This is a genomic window from Massilia glaciei (assembly GCF_003011895.2).
GTDB lineage: Bacteria > Pseudomonadota > Gammaproteobacteria > Burkholderiales > Burkholderiaceae_D > Telluria_A > Telluria_A glaciei.
In genome coordinates this window covers 1-18041 of record NZ_PXWF02000255.1, presented here as the reverse complement: position 1 = coordinate 18041, position 18041 = coordinate 1, and the positions used below count along the sequence as shown (strand labels likewise).

The following is an 18041-nucleotide window of genomic DNA, read 5'->3' as shown; positions in this document are numbered from 1 at the left end:
TTACTTATTTTTATTGACCGTGAAGCCGATCAACCGCGCCACCACCGCCGCGAGGTAAATCAGGCCGGTGAACATCTCGATGCTGGCCAGCGCGCGCGCATGCGCCGTCAGCGGGATGACGTCGCCGATGCCGGTGCTCGACAGCAGCGCGAAGCTTAGGTAGTTGAGCTCGGTCCAGGTGCGCGGGTCGGCCGCGTTGACGGCCGCCGCGTACGACCCCGGATGCACCGCCTGCACCAGGATGAACAAGTGCGTGAAGCCCCACGCCAGCAGGGTGAAGGTGGCGCCCGCCGCGAACAATTCATCCGTCGTGGCAAGATAGTCCTCCATCATGTAGCCGATCAGGCTGCCTGCCGCGTAGAAATAAAACACCGCCTCCAGCGCCGACGACCACGGCAGCAATTCGCGCATGCCGAACGCCATCTGCAGCGCCAACAAGGCAATGGTGGGCAGCGCGATGAGGGCGCTGACCCAGGCCGACCCGGGCGTGCGCCGCACCATGCTCGTGGTGATTCCCAGCACCACGATGCCGAAGGCGTTGAACACCACGCGTCCGGCCTCGGTCGATTCGATGAATGGATACAGCATCATGCCAAGCAATTGCACAACAAGCAAAATGGCCGAGGGATGGCGTTTGGTGTGTAGCAGCAGGGAGATCATTTACGCATTCTCAGATAAGGGTCTTCAGATAAGGGTCGGTGGGCGGCTCACGCCATTTTTTTGAGCGCGCGCACAACGGCGGGCAACATTTTTTGTTTCGGCACGGGATTGGCGCTTTCCTGCAGCGAAGCATACAAGGCGTACAAGAAAGCCTTCACATTGTGTTGCCGCGTGAGCTAGGCCGGCATGCCCTCGGCCGGCCCGGCGGGTGCCGCCGACAGGGCGTCGAACCACGCATCCCAGTCGGCGGCGCCCAGCGCGGAGCGTGCGCCAAGGTAAAACACGGGCGCCATCAGCCGCTCGGGCTCCCCATTTTACTGCCGCCGCGCCACACGCGCGGTTAATTCGGGGCGTTCGACGGTAGAATCGGGCACTAGCCGTTTCCTCAAGGTCAAACGTTTCAATGACAACAACTTACTGGTTCATCCTGATCGGATTCCTGATGCTGGCGCGCGGCCTTGCCGCGACCACCATCGCGCGCCTGCCTTTCACGTCGGCCATCGTGTACCTGTGCGCCGGCCTGATCCTCGGTCCGCTGGTGCTCGGCATTTTTTCCTTCAACCCGTTCGCGCAGTCGCACCTGCTCGAAATGCTGACCGAAATCGCGGTGCTCATCTCCCTGTTCTCGGCCGGGGTAAAAATGCCGGTGCCCATGACGCTCAAGCGCTGGGGCGGCCCGATCCGGCTGGCCCTGGTCTCGATGACGCTCACGGTCGCCATGATCGCCGCCTTCAGCTATTACGTGCTGGGCCTGCCGCTCGGCGCCGGCGTGCTGCTGGGCGCCATTCTGGCCCCCACCGACCCGGTGCTGGCGACCGACGTCCAGGTGCGCCACCCCGACGACCGCGACCAATTGCGTTTCTCCCTGACGTGCGAGGCGGGCATGAACGACGGCTCGGCGTTTCCCTTCGTCATGCTTGGACTCGGCCTGCTCGGCCTCCACGAACTGGGCGACTCCGGCTGGCGCTGGGTCGCCGTCGATGTGGTCTGGGCGACGCTGGGCGCGGTCGGCATCGGCCTGGCCGGCGGCGCCCTGCTGGGCCGCATCGGCTGGATGTTGCGCGGCAAAGACCCCAAGCACGAGGTGCTCGACGACCTCGTCGGACTCGGCCTGATCGGCGTCGTGTACGGCCTGAGCGTGTTCCTGCACGCCTATGGTTTCCTGGCCGTATTCTTTGCCGGGGTCGCCTTGCGGCAGACCGAACTGGTGCTGGCGGGCGCGCACAAGGACCGCCAAGGCCTGCTCGTGGCCGATGAGCCAAATGCCGCCCCGCCCACCCAGAGCGAGGCCAATTGCGCGCCGCTGACGGTCAGCGGCGAGTCGCTCGTGTTCAAGGAACACCTCGAGCGGCTGTCCGAGCTGACGCTGGTGTTGCTGCTCGGCGGCATGCTGACGATCGACGCATGGAACTGGAGGGCGTGGACGACCGGGCTGTTCCTGTTCCTGGTCGCACGCCCCCTGAGCGTGATGATCGGCCTGGCCGGCTCGAACACCCCCATGCGCGTGCGCTACATCACGGGCTGGTTCGGGGTGCGCGGGATCGGTTCGATCTACTATCTGATGTATGCCATCAACCAGGGCCTGCCCTATGTGCTGGCGCGCGACCTGATCCAGATCACGATCGTGGTCGTGATGCTCTCGATTCTCGTCCACGGCACCAGCATGAAGCCCTTGCTGGATCGATTCTGGCGCAGGGGATCGCGCAGCTGAACCAAGCTTGCGTACAGGCGGACCCGCGCCTATACTGGGCCAATATTGCCGAAACGAAACAACCACATTTGGGGAATGCCATGCTGCGCATGATAGGGATATTACTGGTTCCCGTGCTACTGGCCGGTTGCATCAGGGACGGAAAAACCCATTACGTCGAGGGCAGGGAACATTCCCTGACCGTGCGCGCGGAACAGGAGTATTTCTGGAAGGACGAGGTGACGCTCACGTTCGTTGCCTCGCGCACGCCCGAGTGCACGCGCGTGTTCCCCATGACCAAGGTGCCCCGCGCGGAGGTGGCGCTGACGCTGCACACGCTCGGCAACGATGTCTGGAATGTACGCCTGGGCGAACGCACTTGGCAATTCGAGACGCAGGGCTGCACCCAGCGCGCCGGTCCGCCCAAAGACGCCCTTGGCGACCTGGTGGGCACATTCACCCTGCGCGACAAGAAACTGGTGTACCAGCCGGCCAAGCCGGCGGCGCTTTAGCTATTCAAACTTGTATAGCCAAAGCCCGCGTCAAACAAATTTGAATGGCGCTACCGTTTTTCTTGGAGGGCGCGCAGCTGCGCCAGCGCACGCTGCTGGCCGGAGCGCTCGAGCACCTGTTCGAGCAGCGAGGGCGTGCCCTCGCGCGCCATGGTCCACTGGGTGAAATACTCGTGCACCGTGCGCCAGGGAGGAAAGTCGCGCGGCAGGCTGCGCCAGGCGCCGCCCTTGTCGAGGAAATACAGCACGGCGCAGTAAACATCGTAGAGGTCGTGCTTGCGCGGCCGCGTTTTTTTACGCGCCCCCTCCAGCATGTTGCGCACCGCCTCGAATTGTTCGCGCGATGGATCAGTCGCGAATCCTTGCCTTGACATTTTGTTGGTCCTAAAAGGACGTTTGAGGCCCGGATGCGGAACAGGTTCCCCGGAACTTGTTCGTTTTCTTGCGCAAACCGGACTCATGCATAAACTTCCTGCGCTAGCGTAGTTTATTCACGTCGCCTGTGGGGAGAACATCATGTTTGGGAGCACTGTCCTGGAAGTGGCCGTCGGACTCACCTTTTGCTACGCCACGGTGGCGCTGATCGTCAGCACGGTGCAGGAGGCGCTGGCCTCGCTGCTGCGGCTGCGCGCGCGCACCTTGCTCAGCGGGATCAAGACCATGCTCAACGATCCCGGCTTCAACAGCCTGGCGTGCTCCATCTACACGCACGCGCTGGTCAACCCGCACGACGACGGCGGCGCCAATCCGCGCGACATCAAGAACAAACCCTCGTACATCGAACCGAAGGCGTTCGCGGTAGCGCTGATCGACAACATCCAGAGCATTCCGGGCGATTACGAGCAACTCGGGCGCGACATCGACGCGCTCGACGATCCGCAGGTCAGGCGGGTGCTGCAAAGCATCCACCAGCGCGCCGGCGGCGACATTGAGGTGTTCCAGGCCTCGGTGGCGGGCTGGTTCGACAGCGCGATGGAACGCGTGTCCGGCGCCTACAAGCGGCGCTCCCTGCTGGTGAGCCTGTTGTTGTCGCTGCTGCTCGCGGCGCTGTTCAACATCGACAGCATCCAACTCTTCCGCGCGCTCTGGCAACAACCCGCGCTGGCGGCGCAACTGGCGTTGCCGACGGCCGGAGTCGATCCGCGCGCGATCGACGCGCTGTTCACCCTGCCGATCGGCTGGCAAAGCTTTCCACCCGCGCTAGATGGGAAATTCCTGTTGATGGTCGCCGGATGGATGCTGACCGCCTCGACCGCCTTGTTTGGCGCGCCGTTCTGGTTCGACCTGATGCAGCGCACGGTGCAGCTGCGCGGCGCCGGCGCCAAGCCCGAAGAGCCGCGCGCGGCGGCCGCGCCGGTGGCCGCCGCGGCGCCGGCGAAGCGCAAAGGGATCAGCGGACTGGTGGAGTAGGGGCGCCGCCCGGGCCGGCGCTGCTTTGGCTGGCGCCGCTCAGGCCGGCCGGTGGGCGTCGACCAGCATGCTCGACACCGACACATGGGCGATGCGTTCGGGCCACTCGTCGTTGGGCCCGAACCAGCGCGCCTCCGACAGCTCGGTGGCGTCGAGGCGGATCTCGCCGTCGAGGTAATCGGCGGTGAAGGCGAGCATCAGCGAATGCGGGAAGGGCCACGACTGGCTCGAGAAATACTTCAGGTTGTGCACCCGCAGGCCGACCTCCTCGAACACCTCGCGGTGCACCGCCTCCTCGACCGACTCACCGGCCTCGAGAAAGCCCGCCAGCGGCGTGAAACGCTTGGCCGCCGAATTGATATGCATCGCCAACAACACCGAATCGCCCTTGCGGATCAACACCATCATCGCCGGCGAAATGCGCGGATAGGCGAGGTTGCCGCAAGCGGCGCAGTGGTAGCAGCGCTCGCCCGTGCCGAGGTGCATCGGGCCGCCGCAGGCGCCGCAAAAACGGTGCGTGCGCGCCCATTCGGCGACCTGCGAGGCGCGCCCGGCCACGCCGACCAGGTCTTCGTCCATCACCCCGAACAGCAGCGAGCGCAAGCCCCGGTAGACGAATCCGGCGGGCGGCGCGGCGTCGGCGTCGGCCCACGTGACCTGGCAATAGCGGTCCGCGAGCAAGCCGAGCGGATGCATGCGCAGCGGGTCGAGATCGAGCCCGGCGACGACGCCGGCGTCGGGCAGCGCCAGGTCGTCCTCGCGCACCAGCAATCTGCCCTGTTGGAACACATAGGTCAGGGGCTTTGGATGGGCTTGCGGCGCCATCAGGGGAATGAAGTTGGCAGGTGTTTGTAGCATGTCTAATGATACCGCCTCTTTAACGGCCGTGCCCGCATCGCCACCAGAACCAAACGCTGAGCGGGCACTCCAACACCAGGAGGCTGCCGGACTTAGGGAGTCGGAGCGAAAAAAGTGCCGGGCGAGGACAGATTTTGACGATTTCGCAGTGCCAATAGCGCGCTATTGGCCGAGAAAGCGGCGAAATATGGACCGTCCGACACTTTTTGCAGCCGACGATCCTAAGTCCGACAGCCTCCTGTGAGGCTGTCAAAAAGGAAACCACATGAACGACGCACCGATTGTGCTGGGCCTGAACCGCACGCAAGACGCGAGCATTTGCCTCATGCACGGCTCGCAACTGCTGTGGGCGATACAAAAAGAGCGCCTGTCCCGGCACAAGCACCACTGGGGCCGCCAGGGCGACCTGCGCGACGTCTACCGGCCCCGGCTCCCCGGGCTCGAGCGCCCGATCGACGTGCTGGTCGAATGCTATTCCTCCGACGCCGAGCTCGACTTCCTGCCCGCCTACGAGCAAGAACTGGCCGACACCCTCGTGCTCGCGCCCGGCTGCCGGCGCGCCCGTTTGTCGCACCACCTGGCCCACGTCTACAGCGTGTTCCATCCCTCGCCGTTCACCGAGGCGGCGGTCATGATCATCGACGGCCAGGGCAGCGAGGTCGCCGCCCTGACCGAGCAATGGGCCGGCGCGGCGGCCGTGCCCGGGCACTGGCGCGAGGTGTCCTCGTTCTACCGGGCCGACCGCGAGCGCATCGACTGCATCGGCAAGCAACTCTGGAACCGCGACGACGAACAACTCGTCGGCCTCGGCATGTTCTATTTTTTGCTCACGCAGGCGCTGTTTCCGGGCGAGGGCAACGAGGGCAAGGTCATGGGCCTGGCGCCGCACGGCGACCCGCGCGCCCTCGGGCTGCCGCCGCTGCAGGTCGAAGGCTGCCAGGTCAGCATCCCGGCGCGCTGGCGCGAGATCATGCGCGAGCGCGCCCGCTTTTTATATAATGCGGGGGCAAAAGGACCGGGCGGGCGGGGCGGCGACCAGGCCCGCTTCGCCGACAGCGCCAACCTGGCCGCCGCCGGGCAGCGCGCATTCGAAGACGCCGTGCTGGCGGTCGCGCGCTGGCTGCACGCCCAGACCGGCGCCAGCAACCTGTGTTTCGCGGGCGGCACCGGGCTCAATTGCTCGACCAACGAGCGGCTGCTGGCCGAAACCCCGTTCAGCCGGATCTTCATCCCGCCCGCCCCCAGCGACGCCGGCACCGCCATCGGCTGCGCCCTGTACGGCCTGGCCGAACTGGCGGGCGAACCCTGCCACTACCGCTGGGAGAACGACTACCTGGGCCCGGCGCCCGCGCTGGCCGACATCGAGGCCGCCGTGGCCGCAGTGGCCGACTCCGCCGGGCTGCAGGTCGAGCGCCTCGACAGCGGCGCCGCCATGTGCGAACGCATGGCCGCCCTGCTGGCCGACGGCCAGGTGCTCGGCCTGTACCAGGGCCGCAGCGAATTCGGACCGCGCGCGCTGGGCCACCGCAGCGTGATCGGCGACCCGCGCCACGACCATATTCGCGACTGGATCAACGCGAGCGTCAAGTCGCGCGAATGGTTCCGCCCGCTGGCGCCGGTCGTCCTGCTCGAACGGGCGCACGAATTTTTCGCCATCCACGCGCCGTCGCCGTTCATGCAATATGCCGCGCCCGTGCACCCGGCCATGGCGTCCGTCATTCCCGCGGTCACCCATGTCGACTGCACGGCGCGCCTGCAAACCGTCGGCGAGCGCGACGACCCGTTCCTGCGCGCCCTGCTGCGCGCGTTCGAAGCGCGCACCGGCCTGCCGGTCTTGCTCAACACCTCGTTCAACCGAAAAGACGAACCCATCGTCGAGACGCCGGCCGAGGCGCTTGCCGCATTCCGCGAGACGCCCCTGCACGCGCTCGCCATGCCGCCCTTCCTGCTGCGCAAACACGGCGCGCCGGGCCCGCAATGACGGCGGGAACGCACGCCATGCCGCCGCCCGCCATGCCGCCGTCTACCAAGCCGCCGTCTATCGCGCCGCCGTCCGCAGCGCGACCGTCCGCGGCGCCGCCCTCAGCCGTGCCGTCCGCGGCTTTGCTGCAAAGGCTGGCGCCCGAGAAGCTCGTCATTTTCCGGGCGCTCCGGCTGGGCGACATGCTGTGCGCCGTGCCCGCCCTGCGCGCCTTGCGCAAGGCGCTGCCCGACACAAAAATCGCGCTCGTCGGCCTGCCTTGGGCGCAGCAGTTCGCGGACCGATTCCGCATGTATATCGACGCCTTCTTCGCCTTTCCGGGCCACCGCGCCATGCCCGAGCAATCGGTGCGGCAAGAGCAACTGGTCCCCTTCTACGAGGCCATGCAGGCCGAACGCTTCGCGCTCGCGCTGCAACTGCATGGCAGCGGCGAGATCAGCAATGGCATCGTGCGCGGTTTCGGCGCGCGCGCGACGGCCGGCTTCGGCGTGGCCGGCAACGTCCCGCTCGACAACATCTGCTACTTCGCGTGGCCCGAAACGGGCGCCGAACCGGTGCGCTTGCTCGCGCTGGCCGCCTTGCTGGGCGCGCCGCCGGCGGGCACGCACCTCGAGTTCCCGCTGACCCCCGACGACGAGCGCGAGCTAGCCGCGAGCGGCCTCGCGCAGGCCTTGCCGCCCGACGGCTTCATCTGCATCCACCCGGGTGCGAGCGTGCGCGCCAAATGCTGGTCAGCGCACTGTTTTGCCGAAGTGGCCGACCGCCTGAGCCTGGAATACAAACTGCCCGTGGTGCTGACGGGCTCCCTCAACGAGGCCGACCTGACCGCGACCGTGGCCAGCCACATGCGCACCGAGCCGATCGACGCGGCGGCGGCGATCTCGATCGGCGCGATGGCCGCGTTGATGCGCCGCGCGTGCCTGCTTGTGTGCAACGACACGGGCGTCTCGCACATTGCCGCCGGCCTCAACATTCCGAGCGTGGTCATCTTCAGCAAGGCCGACATCCACCGGTGGGCGCCGCTCGACCACGCGCTGCACCGCTGCGTGTGGGATCCCGACGGCGACCATGTCTACGGCGTGCTCGAACGCGCGCGCGGGCTGCTGGGAGGCTGTCGGACTTAGGATCGTCGGCTGCAAAAAGTGTCGTTCAGCTTTGCAACGGCTTGCAAGAGAACTCGGCCAGCGCGTCGTTCCAGCTAAACGAGCAGACTTCGGTGATGGTTAATGGAGAGGTGCAACGCATATGTTCGCCCATCGTGCGCGTGCAGACACGCGCCTTCAAATGCGCTGCGAAAACTGGTGTTTAGCGCGTCAGAAATCGAGCTACCGATCATCATCGATAAAATAACCAACGTCACCCATCGTGCGCGTGCAGACACGCGCCTTCAAATGCGGTGCGAAAACTGGTGTTTAGCGCGTCAGAAATCGAGCTACCGATCATCATCGATAAAATAGCCAACGTCATTCCCGCAAAAGCGGGGACCCATACTGAAATTGCTACTATGCGGCGTTCCAAACTCCAGGCCACAGGCCGTGCCCTCAGGCCGAAACGAGGCGCTTTTCCACGTCAATTTCTACGGCACGATCCCTGAAGCGACACAGCAATTAATGCCCTCCATTGCCTGCATTAGCTCCAAGGCACAAGCCCTTACCCGCGCGGTGCCCACATCATCGACGAACGAGACATCGTGCGCGCAACGCGTGCTCAGGTTTTCGGCGCCGCAGACGGGGCAGTGCAAGCGCACCGACACCGCCGCCCGATGTCCGTGCTGGCGCAAGGGGCCGGATTCGATCAGGTTGGTCAACCAATAGATGCCCACGCCGGGCGTGCCGACGGCCAGGGCCAGATGCAAAGGCCCCGTGTCATTCGACACCAGCAAGGCGCAGCGCTCGAGAACGCCACACAAGCCGCCCAGCGCCAGCTTGCCCGCCAAGTCGATCGAGGGCGCGCGCATCGCGCTTGCAACGGCATGCACCAGGGGCGCCTCGTCCTCGCTGCCATTGATCGCGACCAGCGCGCCCGCGCCGGCAAGCGCATCGCCCAGTTCGGCAAAGCGCGCCGCCGGCCAGCGCCGCCTCGGGTCCGTCGCGCCCGGCTGCAACAACACCAGCGGCTTGGGCAGCGCCGCCGGCAGCACCTGCGCCGCCGCGAGGCGATCGGCGTCGGTCACGGCCAGCTCCGGCCGCCCGAAGTGCCACGCCCGCGCGCCGGCGCAGGCGGCCACCTCGAGCAACTGCAGCCGGCTGTTGCACATGCTTCCGTAAGGCACCGTAAGGTCGAGATCGCCAGCGCCCGCAACCTGCAATCCCACCGTGCGGCGCGCGCCAAGGCGCATGATGAAGGGGTTGGAAAACCGGCCGCCGCCAAACGCCTGGATCGCCAGGTCGAACCGCTCGGCCACCATGGCCGCCACAAAGGCGTCCACCGCGTCGCCGTCGACCTTTGCGTCAGCCGCCACCCCCACCCCCGGCACGGGCGGGATGACCACAACGCGGTCGACCGGCCCGGGGCGGCCCGCCAAAAAATCGGCATGCCACCGGCGCCCGATATAGACGATGTCGGCACCGGGGTAGCTGGCCCGCAGCGCATGCAAGGCGGGCAGCGCGAACACGAAATCGCCGACCGCGTTCGGCCTCAGCACGGCGATCTTTTTCACGCCGGGCAATACCGCGCTCATGGCGCCGGCGATCGATCGGCCACCGCTCCCCACAACAGCCTTGGCGCATCGGCCTCGCGCTCGCTGATCGTGGTGGGCAACTCCATATGGTAAGCGCCCGAGGGGATGATGCCGCAACCGCCAAAGCGCGCCATGACCCGCAGTTGCGCGAGCACGTCCTCGCCGCAATGCGCCACCGGCAGCGCCGGCCAAAAATCGAAGCCGCCCGCCTCGCGCAACTTGACCGTGTCGAACAGCACGCAGCCGCCGATCCAGGCCACCCGGTAATGCCGCGTTCGCTCCGCGTCGAGCCCGAGCCGCGACTGCACATGGAACAGGTTGGCCGCGCTGTGTAAATGATGCCGCTCCCACGCCGGCGCGCCCGGCGCGACCGTCTCGGGGCCGACGCCCGCCTCCCAGAACTCGATGTGCTGCTGGTGCGGTCGGACCTGGTCGAGGTAGCTTAGGCCGTGCAGGGCGCTGCCGACAAAGCCGCATTGCTGCTCCTGTATCGAGCGCAGCAGGCGGGCCGCGAGATCGGGTTCGAGCAGTACATCGTCGTCGAGAAAGAGGCAATACGGCGCCCCGGCCTGCGCGAGCAGAAACGCGCGCTGCTCGGCCATGCCACGCCGCGGCAGATGGCGCAGGGCGTGCACCTCGCGGCCGGTCGCGCGCAGGTAGCGCAGCACGGCGAGCACCTCGGGCTGCTCGAACACGCCGGCGCCGTCGGATTGGTCCGAAATGACGATGCGCAGCGTGCGCAGGGTTTGCGCGGCCAGCGCGGTCAGCGTCACGGCGAGCGCGCCCGGCCGGTTGCAAGTGGGAACCAGCACGTCGACCGCGCACGCCGCGCCGCGCATGCCGCTCATGGCGCCCCCTTGCCGTGCGCGCCCTGCGCCAGCCCCGCATACAGATAGGGGTTGAGCGTGGGGTCGTTGTACATCTTGAACTGGCGATACACCTTGTAGTAGACATGCCCGTAGGATGCGTCGGCCAGCAATTCGTCGAAGCAGTTGCCAAGGTCTTCGCGCTGATGCGACAGGCGCTGCAATTTGTTGGCGCAGCTTTCGAGGTGGGCCTCCGAGACGTCGAAGCGGCGCGTCTGCTCGCGCATGTGGAACACCTTGAGCGACAGGATGGACAGGCGGTCGATCATGGCGCCCGCCGTTTCGCTGTGGAGGCGCGCGTGCGGCACGCACCGCACCGTGGACAGGCCCGCAAGCAGGGCCTCGTCGAGCGCCTCGATGGCGTCGTTGCGTTTTTGGTTGTACTGGTCGATCAGGCGCTTGCTCGCGACGATCTCGGACGCGTCGACATCGGTGCGCCGCGCCTTGTCTTCTTCGCGCCACAGGCGGCAGTTGAAGAAATGATTGGCTTCGATGAAATGCCACGCCTCGGCGAGCGCGTCGTCGCGGGCCGATGGCGTGTCCGAATCAGACAGCATGCTGTCGTGCAGCTGCGCGATCGCGCGCGCATGGAGTCCGGTGAGCATATCGTTCCTTTCAGGTCGGATCGGGCTGGTGCGGCTGGAAGCTCAGAGGCTGAGAGTTTTTCGGGCGTGTCCGAGCAGCCCGCCAGAAAGCGGCAGATCGAGGCGCAAAGCACAGCCATAGCGGGCTATGGCGAGCATTTGCAACGACGAACTGGCGCTTTCTGGCGTGCTGAGCGGGCATGATCGAAAGACTCTCAGCCTCTCAGGCGCCGGTCAGTGTTTGAGAACTTATTGAACAGCGAAGTTCCGCGCCGGCCTTGAGCCAATCTTTGGCAAGATTTGGCTATACTGCCGGGCAGAACCGTGGAAGCGCCCCCGACGACGATGAACCAGCCAGAACAACACCAGCCCGCCCTGCGCCCGCACAAGAGCGCGGGCGGCATCCGTTTCACCTTCGACGGCGCGCCCGGCCTGCGCAGCGTCGCGGTGGCCGGCACCTTCAACAGCTGGGTTGGCGACGACCGCCCGCTGCGGCAGATCGCGCCGGGGCGCTGGCAAACCACGCTGCCCGTCGCCACCGGCAGGCACCTGTACAAATACGTGGTCGACGGCCGCCACTGGATTCTCGACCCGGCCAATCCCTGGGTCTCCGAGGACGGCCAGAACAATTCGAGCTTCACGGTCGACGGGGACGGCGAGGTCTTCATCCGTTCCGGCCACGCGAACGCGCAGCATCCCGGGCCGCTGTACCTGCGCCATAAAGCCCTGCCGAGCCCGGCATGGCTGGCCGACGGCGTGGTCTACCAGTTGTCGGTGCGCGCCTTCGGCGCCACCTTCGCGGGCGTGCAGGCGCGCCTCGACCACCTAGCGGCACTGGGCGTGGGCGTGATCTGGATGATGCCGATCCACCCGGTCGGCATCGACGGACGGCTCGGCACGCTCGGCGATCCCTACGCCGTGCGCGATTTCGGCGCCATCGACCCGGCGCTCGGCGACGCCGCCGCGCTACGCGCGCTGGTCGACGCGATCCACGCGCGCGGCATGCGCCTCGTGCTCGACTGGACGCTCAACCGCGCCAGCGTCGACAACATCCTCGTCGCCCAGCATCCGGACTGGTTCACGCGCAGGGCCGGCGGCGCACCGTTTTACGCGGTGCCCAACCGCGCCTACTTCGCCGGCCTCGATTTTTCGCGGCCGGACCTGCGCGCCCACCTGCTCGGCGCGATGCGGCAATGGGTGGCCGAATTCGACATCGACGGTTTCCGCTTCGACGACTCCGACATCACCCCGCTCGATTTTTTGGTCGAGATCCGCGAATCGCTGCGCCAGATCCGTCCCGACATCGGCCTGATCTCCCAGGCCTATGACGAATTCCACCACCTTGCCGCCTGCGACCTCACGTACGAGGGCGGCACGCGCGACCTGATCCTCGCACTCGCCGGGGGAAGGGCCGCGCCCGCCGATTTCATCCGGCAATGGCAGGACGCGGCATACAGCTTCCCGCGCGACGCCTTGCGCATGCGCTGGCTTGAAGAAAAGGAACAAGGCCGCGCATGGCGCCACTACGGTCCCGCGCTGCACCTGGCCGCGGCAGCCATCTTGCTCACCGTCGACGGCGTGCCGCACCTGATGATGGGACAGGAATTCAACGAGCCGCTGTGGCGCGACTGGCGCAGCCTGTTCGAGCCTTTCTCGCTCGACTGGTCGGCCTTCGACGCGCCCACCCTCAAGCACTACCAGTGCTTGATCGGGCTGCGGAACCGGCATCCGGCGCTGCGCCAGGGCAAGCTCGAATTCGCCGCCGAACAGCCCGACGGCGCTCTCGCCTACTGGCGCGGCAGTGGCGCCGCGCGCATTCTGGTGGTCGTGAACCTGTCGGCGCGGGCGGCCCGCCTGCCCGCTTGCGCGCACGGTTTGCAATGCCTCTACACAAGCGACCGGGGGCACCAGGCCGGCGAACGCGTCGACCCGGCGCGCGGCCTGGCCGCCCACGTCTGCCTGCTCGCGCAGGCCGCGCAAGCAAAACAGCAACTTGGCGCGCACGTTATGCGCTTGCAAAACGACGTGAAATAGCTCATTCTCGTAAAGCAAGGAAAATCCCCAAAGTGGTGCGTTGCATCGCAAGCACGATTCACCTTGTCCCGCAGCTCCATGCGCTCACGAGGAAAGCAATGCCACTTGTCGAATCAGGCCACGCCGTTGATGTGTTCCGCCGTCTGTCGGCCGCGGCATCGGTCGATGCCTTGCTCGACGCGGTGCTGCATCTGGCACGCGAGCACGGCGGCGCCGGCCATGCCTGCGTATTGCTGGCCGATGAGCAAGGCCACCGGCTTGCCGCCCTCGACCTGCCGGGCGCCGCCGGTCCCGCGCGGCGGCTCGCCCCGTTCGGGGACGGCGCGCTCGCCGCCTTGCCCGCGGCCGTGCGCGCCCTGCTCGACGGCCGCGCCGTGGCGCCGGGCGACGGCACCCTGTGCCTGCCGCTCGACGGCGGCGCCGGCTACCTGTGCTGTTGGAACGGCGCCGGGCGGGCCATCGCGCAAGGGGGGGAGAACACGCTGGCCCTGGTCGCCGCCTGCTGCTCGGTGCAACTGGCCGGCATGGGCACCGGCGCGATCGACGCCTGGGTCAAACTGGGAAGCCACCTCGCCGGCGACCAAAACCTGCTGCGCGCGATCATCGACAACATGCCCGACCATATCTACATCAAGGACACGGCCGGGCGCTTCGTGATCGGCAACAAGGCCGCCGCGCTCGGCATCGGCGTGGCCGCACCCGAGGACCTGGTCGGCAAATCCGATCTCGATTTCTACCCGAACGCGTGCGGCGAGGGTTTTTTCAAGGACGAGCAGGCGATCATCCGTTCCGGCGTGCCGCTCGTCGACCAGCTCGAGGAGAACATCAACATGGCCGGCATACGGCGCTGGTTCTCCACCACCAAAATGCCGTTCCGAAACGTCCACGGCAGCGTGATCGGCATTGTCGGCATGTCGCGCGACGTCACCTTGCGCATGCAGGCGGACGAGGCGATCCGCCTGCGCAACCGCGCGATCGAAGCAAGCAACGACGCGATCGTGATCACCAGCAGCGCCGGCCCGGCCTACCCGATCGTGTACGTCAATCCGGCGTTCGAGCGGATCACGGGGTTTTCGCCGCGGGAGGCCGAGCGGCGCAACATCGCCGACATGCTCGGCGCGCGCGACGGCAAGCAAGACGGCGAACTGGGCGAGGCCCTGGCCGAGCAAAGGGAGGGGCACGCGGTGCTGCAAAGCATGCGCAAGGATGGCGTGGCGTTCTGGAACGACGTGCGGCTCGCGCCGGTGCGCGACAAGGCCGGCCAGACCACCCATTTCGTGTACACGATGACCGACATCACCAAGGCGCGCGCCGCCGAGGAACAGCTCGAGCGGCTGGCCAGCTACGACAACCTCACCGGCCTGCCCAACCGGCGCCTGCTGATGGACCGGCTGAGCCAGGCGATCGCGATGGGGGAACGGGGCAAGTTCGTGATCGCCGTCGCGTTCATCGATCTCGACCGCCTCAAGCACGTCAACGACACCATGGGGCACGACGCGGGCGACCTGCTGCTCAAAACCGTGGCCAAACGCATGGCCGCGTGCGTGCGCAAGAGCGACACCGTGGGGCGCCTCGGCGGCGACGAATTCGTCTTGTTGTCGCTGCATAAACTGGGGGCGACGAACGCGCCCGGGGACCGGCCCGCGATCGCGCTGGCCGACGACGACTACGGCTATGTCGCGCAAATGCTCGCCAAAATCCAGCGCAAGCTCGCGCAGCCGATCCAACTGGGCGGGCAAGCCTTCAGCGTCACCTGCAGCGTGGGGGTCAGTGTCTACCCGCGCGACGGCGCCGATGCCGAAACCTTGCTCAAGCACGCCGACAGCGCCATGTACCAGGCCAAGAAAAATGGCCGGAACATGGTCGCCTTCTACGCCAGCCTGCCCGCCGACGTGCTCAATTCATAAAATCCAGGTCGGGCAGCGCGAAACGGCTCAATTCCTTGTTGAAGACCTGGTTCTCGAGCATCTGCGGATCGGCACCGAACCACTTGCCCAGCGTCGCGCCGTACTGCTGATTCGAGAACTGGGGGATCCACGCGCCGCGCCCGGTGGCGTCGTCCGCACCGCCGAGTGTGAAGTCCGGGAACTTGCCGTACACGCCGCCCTTGACGGCCGCGCCCACGACCAGCTGGTGGTTGCCCCAGGCATGGTCGGTGACGCCCGAGTTCGGCACCAGCGTGCGGCCGAACTCGGACATCGTGAAGGTGGTCACGTTTTGCGCGGCGCCAATCTCGGACAAGGCCAGTTGGAACGCGGCCATCGCCTGCGACACTTGCTTCAACAAGTTCCAATGCATCCATTGCTGGCCGCCATGCGTGTCGAAGCCGTCGAGCGAGACAAAGTAGACCTGGCGCCCCTTGCCTTGCGACGCGCGCAGCTTGATCAGCTGGGCGACCGTCTTGAGCTGGGTCGCCAGCGCGGTCGACGGGAACACGGTATTGAGCGGCTCGCCCGCGTTGGCCGCGCCAAGGTTGGTGACCAGGTCCATGCCGCCCAGCAGCGCCTTGTTGGCCGCGGCGGCCAGCAGGTTCGGGTTCTCGCTGCCAAGGATCGCGCGCAGCGCGTTGCGGCGCGCATCGGCCTGGGCCTGCGGCCAGTACGACATGCCCGCCAGGTTCAGTTGCCCGTTCGCGGGCAACTGGTTGCCGTGCGAGGTCGCGCCCTCGACGAACAGGCCGCCGCTGCCGACCGAGACCGAATCCATGCCGCCGCCCGTGCCCAGCAGGTCGACCAGGCGGCCGCCCCAGCCGGTGCCGGTCGCCGCCGCGCTGCCGGCCTGGTTCTGCAAGGTCTGGTCGGGATGCGAGAACAGTTGCGGCGGAACCCCGGCGCGGGCGACATACTGGGCCTTGGTCAGCGGCTGGCGCAGGCTGCCCACGTTGAGGACGGCCGCGACATTGCCCTGGCCAAACAGCGCGTCGAGTTCGGGCATGCCGTGGTGGAAGCCGAAGGCCTGGTTGACGGGATCGGCGACCGACCGCAGGGTGGCCGAGCGCGGCAGCAGCAGCGTGTTGGCGGCGCCCGACAAGGCCAGGCCGTGGCTGGCGCACGCGGCCGTGTCTTGCTGGTAGCGCAGCGCGTCGAGCGGCACGATCATATCGTTGCCGTCGTTTCCGCCGAACATATACAGGCAGACCAGCGCCTTGTAGTCGGATACTTCGGCATGGGCCGGGGCGGCCGAGAGCAGGCCGAGCGAGGACAGCGCGCCGAGCGCGCCCGCCTGGCCGCCGGTGCGCAGAAAGCCGCGGCGTGGGTTCGATGTTGGCTTCATGTTCAAGCTCCTGGGATGGGTGCGCGGCTTATTTGCTCACGGCGAATTCGGACGTGATCGCGGCCAGAAACAGGGCGGTGATCGCGCGTTGCTTGTTGTCGGTGCTGGCCCGCACGGCGCCGTCGATGGCGCTCCGGGCCGCCGGCGTCATCCGGCCGGCGAGCAGGTTCGCGTCGACCATGCCGATCAGCACGGCCGGATCGGCGGCGGCGGTGACGTACGGCGCGATGTCGATCTTGACCATGGCCCAGTACGCGCCACCGATCAGCTTGAAGATCAGGTTGGCGCGCGCCACGGCCAGCGCCGGCGCGTAGATCTGGAACTCGGGGCCGAACGATTGCGGCGAACCCGGCAGCGCGGTGACCGGCGAGTAGAAGTTGAACACGCTCGGCGTGGCCGTGATCTTCTGGCCCAGCAGGGAGTAGTCCCAGACCATATTGTTCGGGCTGACGATGGTCGCGTTCAACGCGCGCATCAGGCCGACGGTGTGCAGCATCGGGTCCTTCAGCCGGCCCGAGGTGGCCGTGACGGCGTCGGAGCGCGCCTCTGGATCCAACAGCACCGCCCGCAGCGTCGCGGCGAGGTCGCCGCGGCCGCCGCCGCCGTTGGCGAACACATCGGCCACGCGGGTGATGTAGGCCGGGCTCGGGTTGCTCGTGACAAAGTGGCGGATCAGGCGGGTGGCGATGAAGGGCGGCACGTTCGGATGCATGAACAGGTTGTCCATGACGGCGTTGAAGTCCTGCACCGTGGTCTGGCCGGCCGGCACGGTCAGGCCGCCGAGCGAGGTCTTGGCCGTCTTGTCGTGGTAGGCGTCGCGCGGCTGCAACAGGCCCGTGAAATTCTCCCAGTTGATGCCGGTGGCGTTGGCGCCGGTGTAGGTCCAGCCCGACAGCGCGCGCGAGAAGTCGCCGATGCGCTCCTGGTCGTAGGTAGGGATCGGCTCGCCGTTGCCATCGAGTTGGACGCTGCCGTCCTGGTTCAGCATGACCGGGCCGACCGTGAACAACTGCATCACTTCACGCGCGTAGTTCTCGTTCGGCGAAGGCAGGATGCTGTTGCCGAGGTCGAGGTATTTTCCCATCGCCGGGTTGAGCGTCATTTGGCGCAACAGCTCGCTGAAGTTGCCGAAGGCGTGGGTCTGCAGGGTGGTCAGCCAGGGCGCGATTTCGTTCGGGTACGGATTCTTGTTCGATGAAACGACGAACAATTGCGACAGCGCGAAGATCATGCGCTGGCGCAGCTGGTCCTGGCCGGTGGCCATGTTCATATACCAGTTGCCGGCGATGGCGGGGAGGCTGGCCGCGACCGGCATCGGGCTGGCCGGGGCCGCAAACTGCCCGGTCAGCCATGCGGCGGGGCCGATCGCCTTGACGCTGGCGATGGAAGCCGGCGACGGACCGAAGCTCGCCTGCTCGAGGAAACGCGCGGCGGCCACATGGGCGGCGTCCGGCACCGGCACCGGCGCCGGTGGCGGCGGCTGGGGCGGCGGT

14 protein-coding genes and 1 pseudogene are annotated in these 18041 nt (G+C 66.9%); 7 read left to right on the top strand and 8 right to left on the bottom strand.

Going from position 1 to position 18041, the window contains the following annotated elements; all coding sequences use genetic code 11:
• Entirely contained in the window at positions 1-660 is a 660-nt protein-coding gene (locus C7C56_RS17855; protein ID WP_106758721.1) for an ion channel, read from the bottom strand.
• A 403-nt stretch (positions 661-1063) separates the two neighbouring features.
• On the opposite strand from C7C56_RS17855, the gene C7C56_RS17850 reads away from it, so the two are divergent.
• Both C7C56_RS17850 and C7C56_RS17845 read left to right on the top strand, forming a co-directional pair.
• A complete protein-coding gene (locus C7C56_RS17850; protein WP_106758720.1) occupies positions 1064-2371 on the top strand; it encodes a cation:proton antiporter in 1308 nt (435 codons plus the stop codon).
• 80 nt (positions 2372-2451) lie between these two features.
• Positions 2452-2862: a hypothetical protein gene (locus C7C56_RS17845; RefSeq protein WP_109246582.1), complete on the top strand. Its 411-nt coding sequence runs from the start codon at positions 2452-2454 to the stop codon at positions 2860-2862.
• Positions 2863-2960: 98 nt separating this feature from the next.
• Here C7C56_RS17845 and C7C56_RS17840 read toward each other — a convergent pair.
• Positions 2961-3236, bottom strand: a pseudogene (locus C7C56_RS17840) (transposase); the annotation flags it as partial.
• A gap of 142 nt (positions 3237-3378) precedes the next feature.
• Between C7C56_RS17840 and C7C56_RS17835 the strand changes: the two are divergent.
• Entirely contained in the window at positions 3379-4272 is an 894-nt protein-coding gene (locus C7C56_RS17835) for a hypothetical protein (RefSeq protein ID WP_106758717.1), read from the top strand.
• Positions 4273-4311: 39 nt separating this feature from the next.
• Here C7C56_RS17835 and nudC read toward each other — a convergent pair whose 3' ends face one another.
• Positions 4312-5130, bottom strand: coding sequence for an NAD(+) diphosphatase (gene nudC, locus C7C56_RS17830; RefSeq protein ID WP_106758716.1), 819 nt, complete (start codon positions 5128-5130; stop codon positions 4312-4314).
• Between the two features lie 265 nt (positions 5131-5395).
• Here nudC and C7C56_RS17825 point away from each other — a divergent pair, with 265 nt between their 5' ends.
• Positions 5396-7111, top strand: a complete 1716-nt coding sequence (locus C7C56_RS17825) for a carbamoyltransferase family protein (protein ID WP_106758715.1) — start codon at positions 5396-5398, stop codon at positions 7109-7111.
• 107 nt (positions 7112-7218) lie between these two features.
• The gene (locus C7C56_RS17820) at positions 7219-8235 is read left to right on the top strand and encodes a glycosyltransferase family 9 protein (protein ID WP_229458841.1); all 1017 of its coding nucleotides are present in this window, start codon (positions 7219-7221) and stop codon (positions 8233-8235) included.
• Between the two features lie 452 nt (positions 8236-8687).
• Here C7C56_RS17820 and C7C56_RS17815 read toward each other — a convergent pair whose 3' ends face one another.
• The 3 genes from C7C56_RS17815 to C7C56_RS29975 are packed head-to-tail and all read right to left on the bottom strand — an operon-like array spanning position 8688 to position 11262.
• Complete coding sequence (locus tag C7C56_RS17815; RefSeq protein ID WP_106758714.1) at positions 8688-9791, bottom strand: glycosyltransferase family 9 protein; 1104 nt, start codon at positions 9789-9791, stop codon at positions 8688-8690.
• On the bottom strand, positions 9788-10639 hold the full coding sequence (locus tag C7C56_RS29980; RefSeq protein WP_229458840.1) for a glycosyltransferase family 2 protein: 852 nt from the start codon (positions 10637-10639) through the stop codon (positions 9788-9790). The genes C7C56_RS17815 and C7C56_RS29980 overlap by 4 nt, the downstream gene beginning before the upstream one ends.
• The gene (locus C7C56_RS29975; RefSeq protein WP_106758713.1) at positions 10636-11262 is read right to left on the bottom strand and encodes a DUF4254 domain-containing protein; all 627 of its coding nucleotides are present in this window, start codon (positions 11260-11262) and stop codon (positions 10636-10638) included. Before C7C56_RS29975 ends, C7C56_RS29980 begins: the two co-directional genes overlap by 4 nt.
• A 324-nt stretch (positions 11263-11586) precedes the next feature.
• Here C7C56_RS29975 and C7C56_RS17800 point away from each other — a divergent pair, with 324 nt between their 5' ends.
• Both C7C56_RS17800 and C7C56_RS17795 read left to right on the top strand, forming a co-directional pair.
• Positions 11587-13275: an alpha-amylase family glycosyl hydrolase gene (locus C7C56_RS17800; protein WP_106758712.1), complete on the top strand. Its 1689-nt coding sequence runs from the start codon at positions 11587-11589 to the stop codon at positions 13273-13275.
• A gap of 98 nt (positions 13276-13373) precedes the next feature.
• The gene (locus C7C56_RS17795; RefSeq protein WP_146204533.1) at positions 13374-15182 is read left to right on the top strand and encodes a diguanylate cyclase domain-containing protein; all 1809 of its coding nucleotides are present in this window, start codon (positions 13374-13376) and stop codon (positions 15180-15182) included.
• On the opposite strand, the gene C7C56_RS17790 is transcribed toward C7C56_RS17795, so the two are convergent.
• Together C7C56_RS17790 and C7C56_RS17785 are read right to left on the bottom strand one after the other, a co-directional pair.
• Positions 15172-16548, bottom strand: coding sequence for a DUF1501 domain-containing protein (locus C7C56_RS17790; RefSeq protein ID WP_106758710.1), 1377 nt, complete (start codon positions 16546-16548; stop codon positions 15172-15174). The genes C7C56_RS17795 and C7C56_RS17790 overlap by 11 nt on opposite strands.
• A 28-nt stretch (positions 16549-16576) precedes the next feature.
• Positions 16577-18041 (bottom strand): DUF1800 domain-containing protein (locus tag C7C56_RS17785; protein WP_106758709.1); only part of this gene is annotated, 1465 nt, incomplete at its 5' end.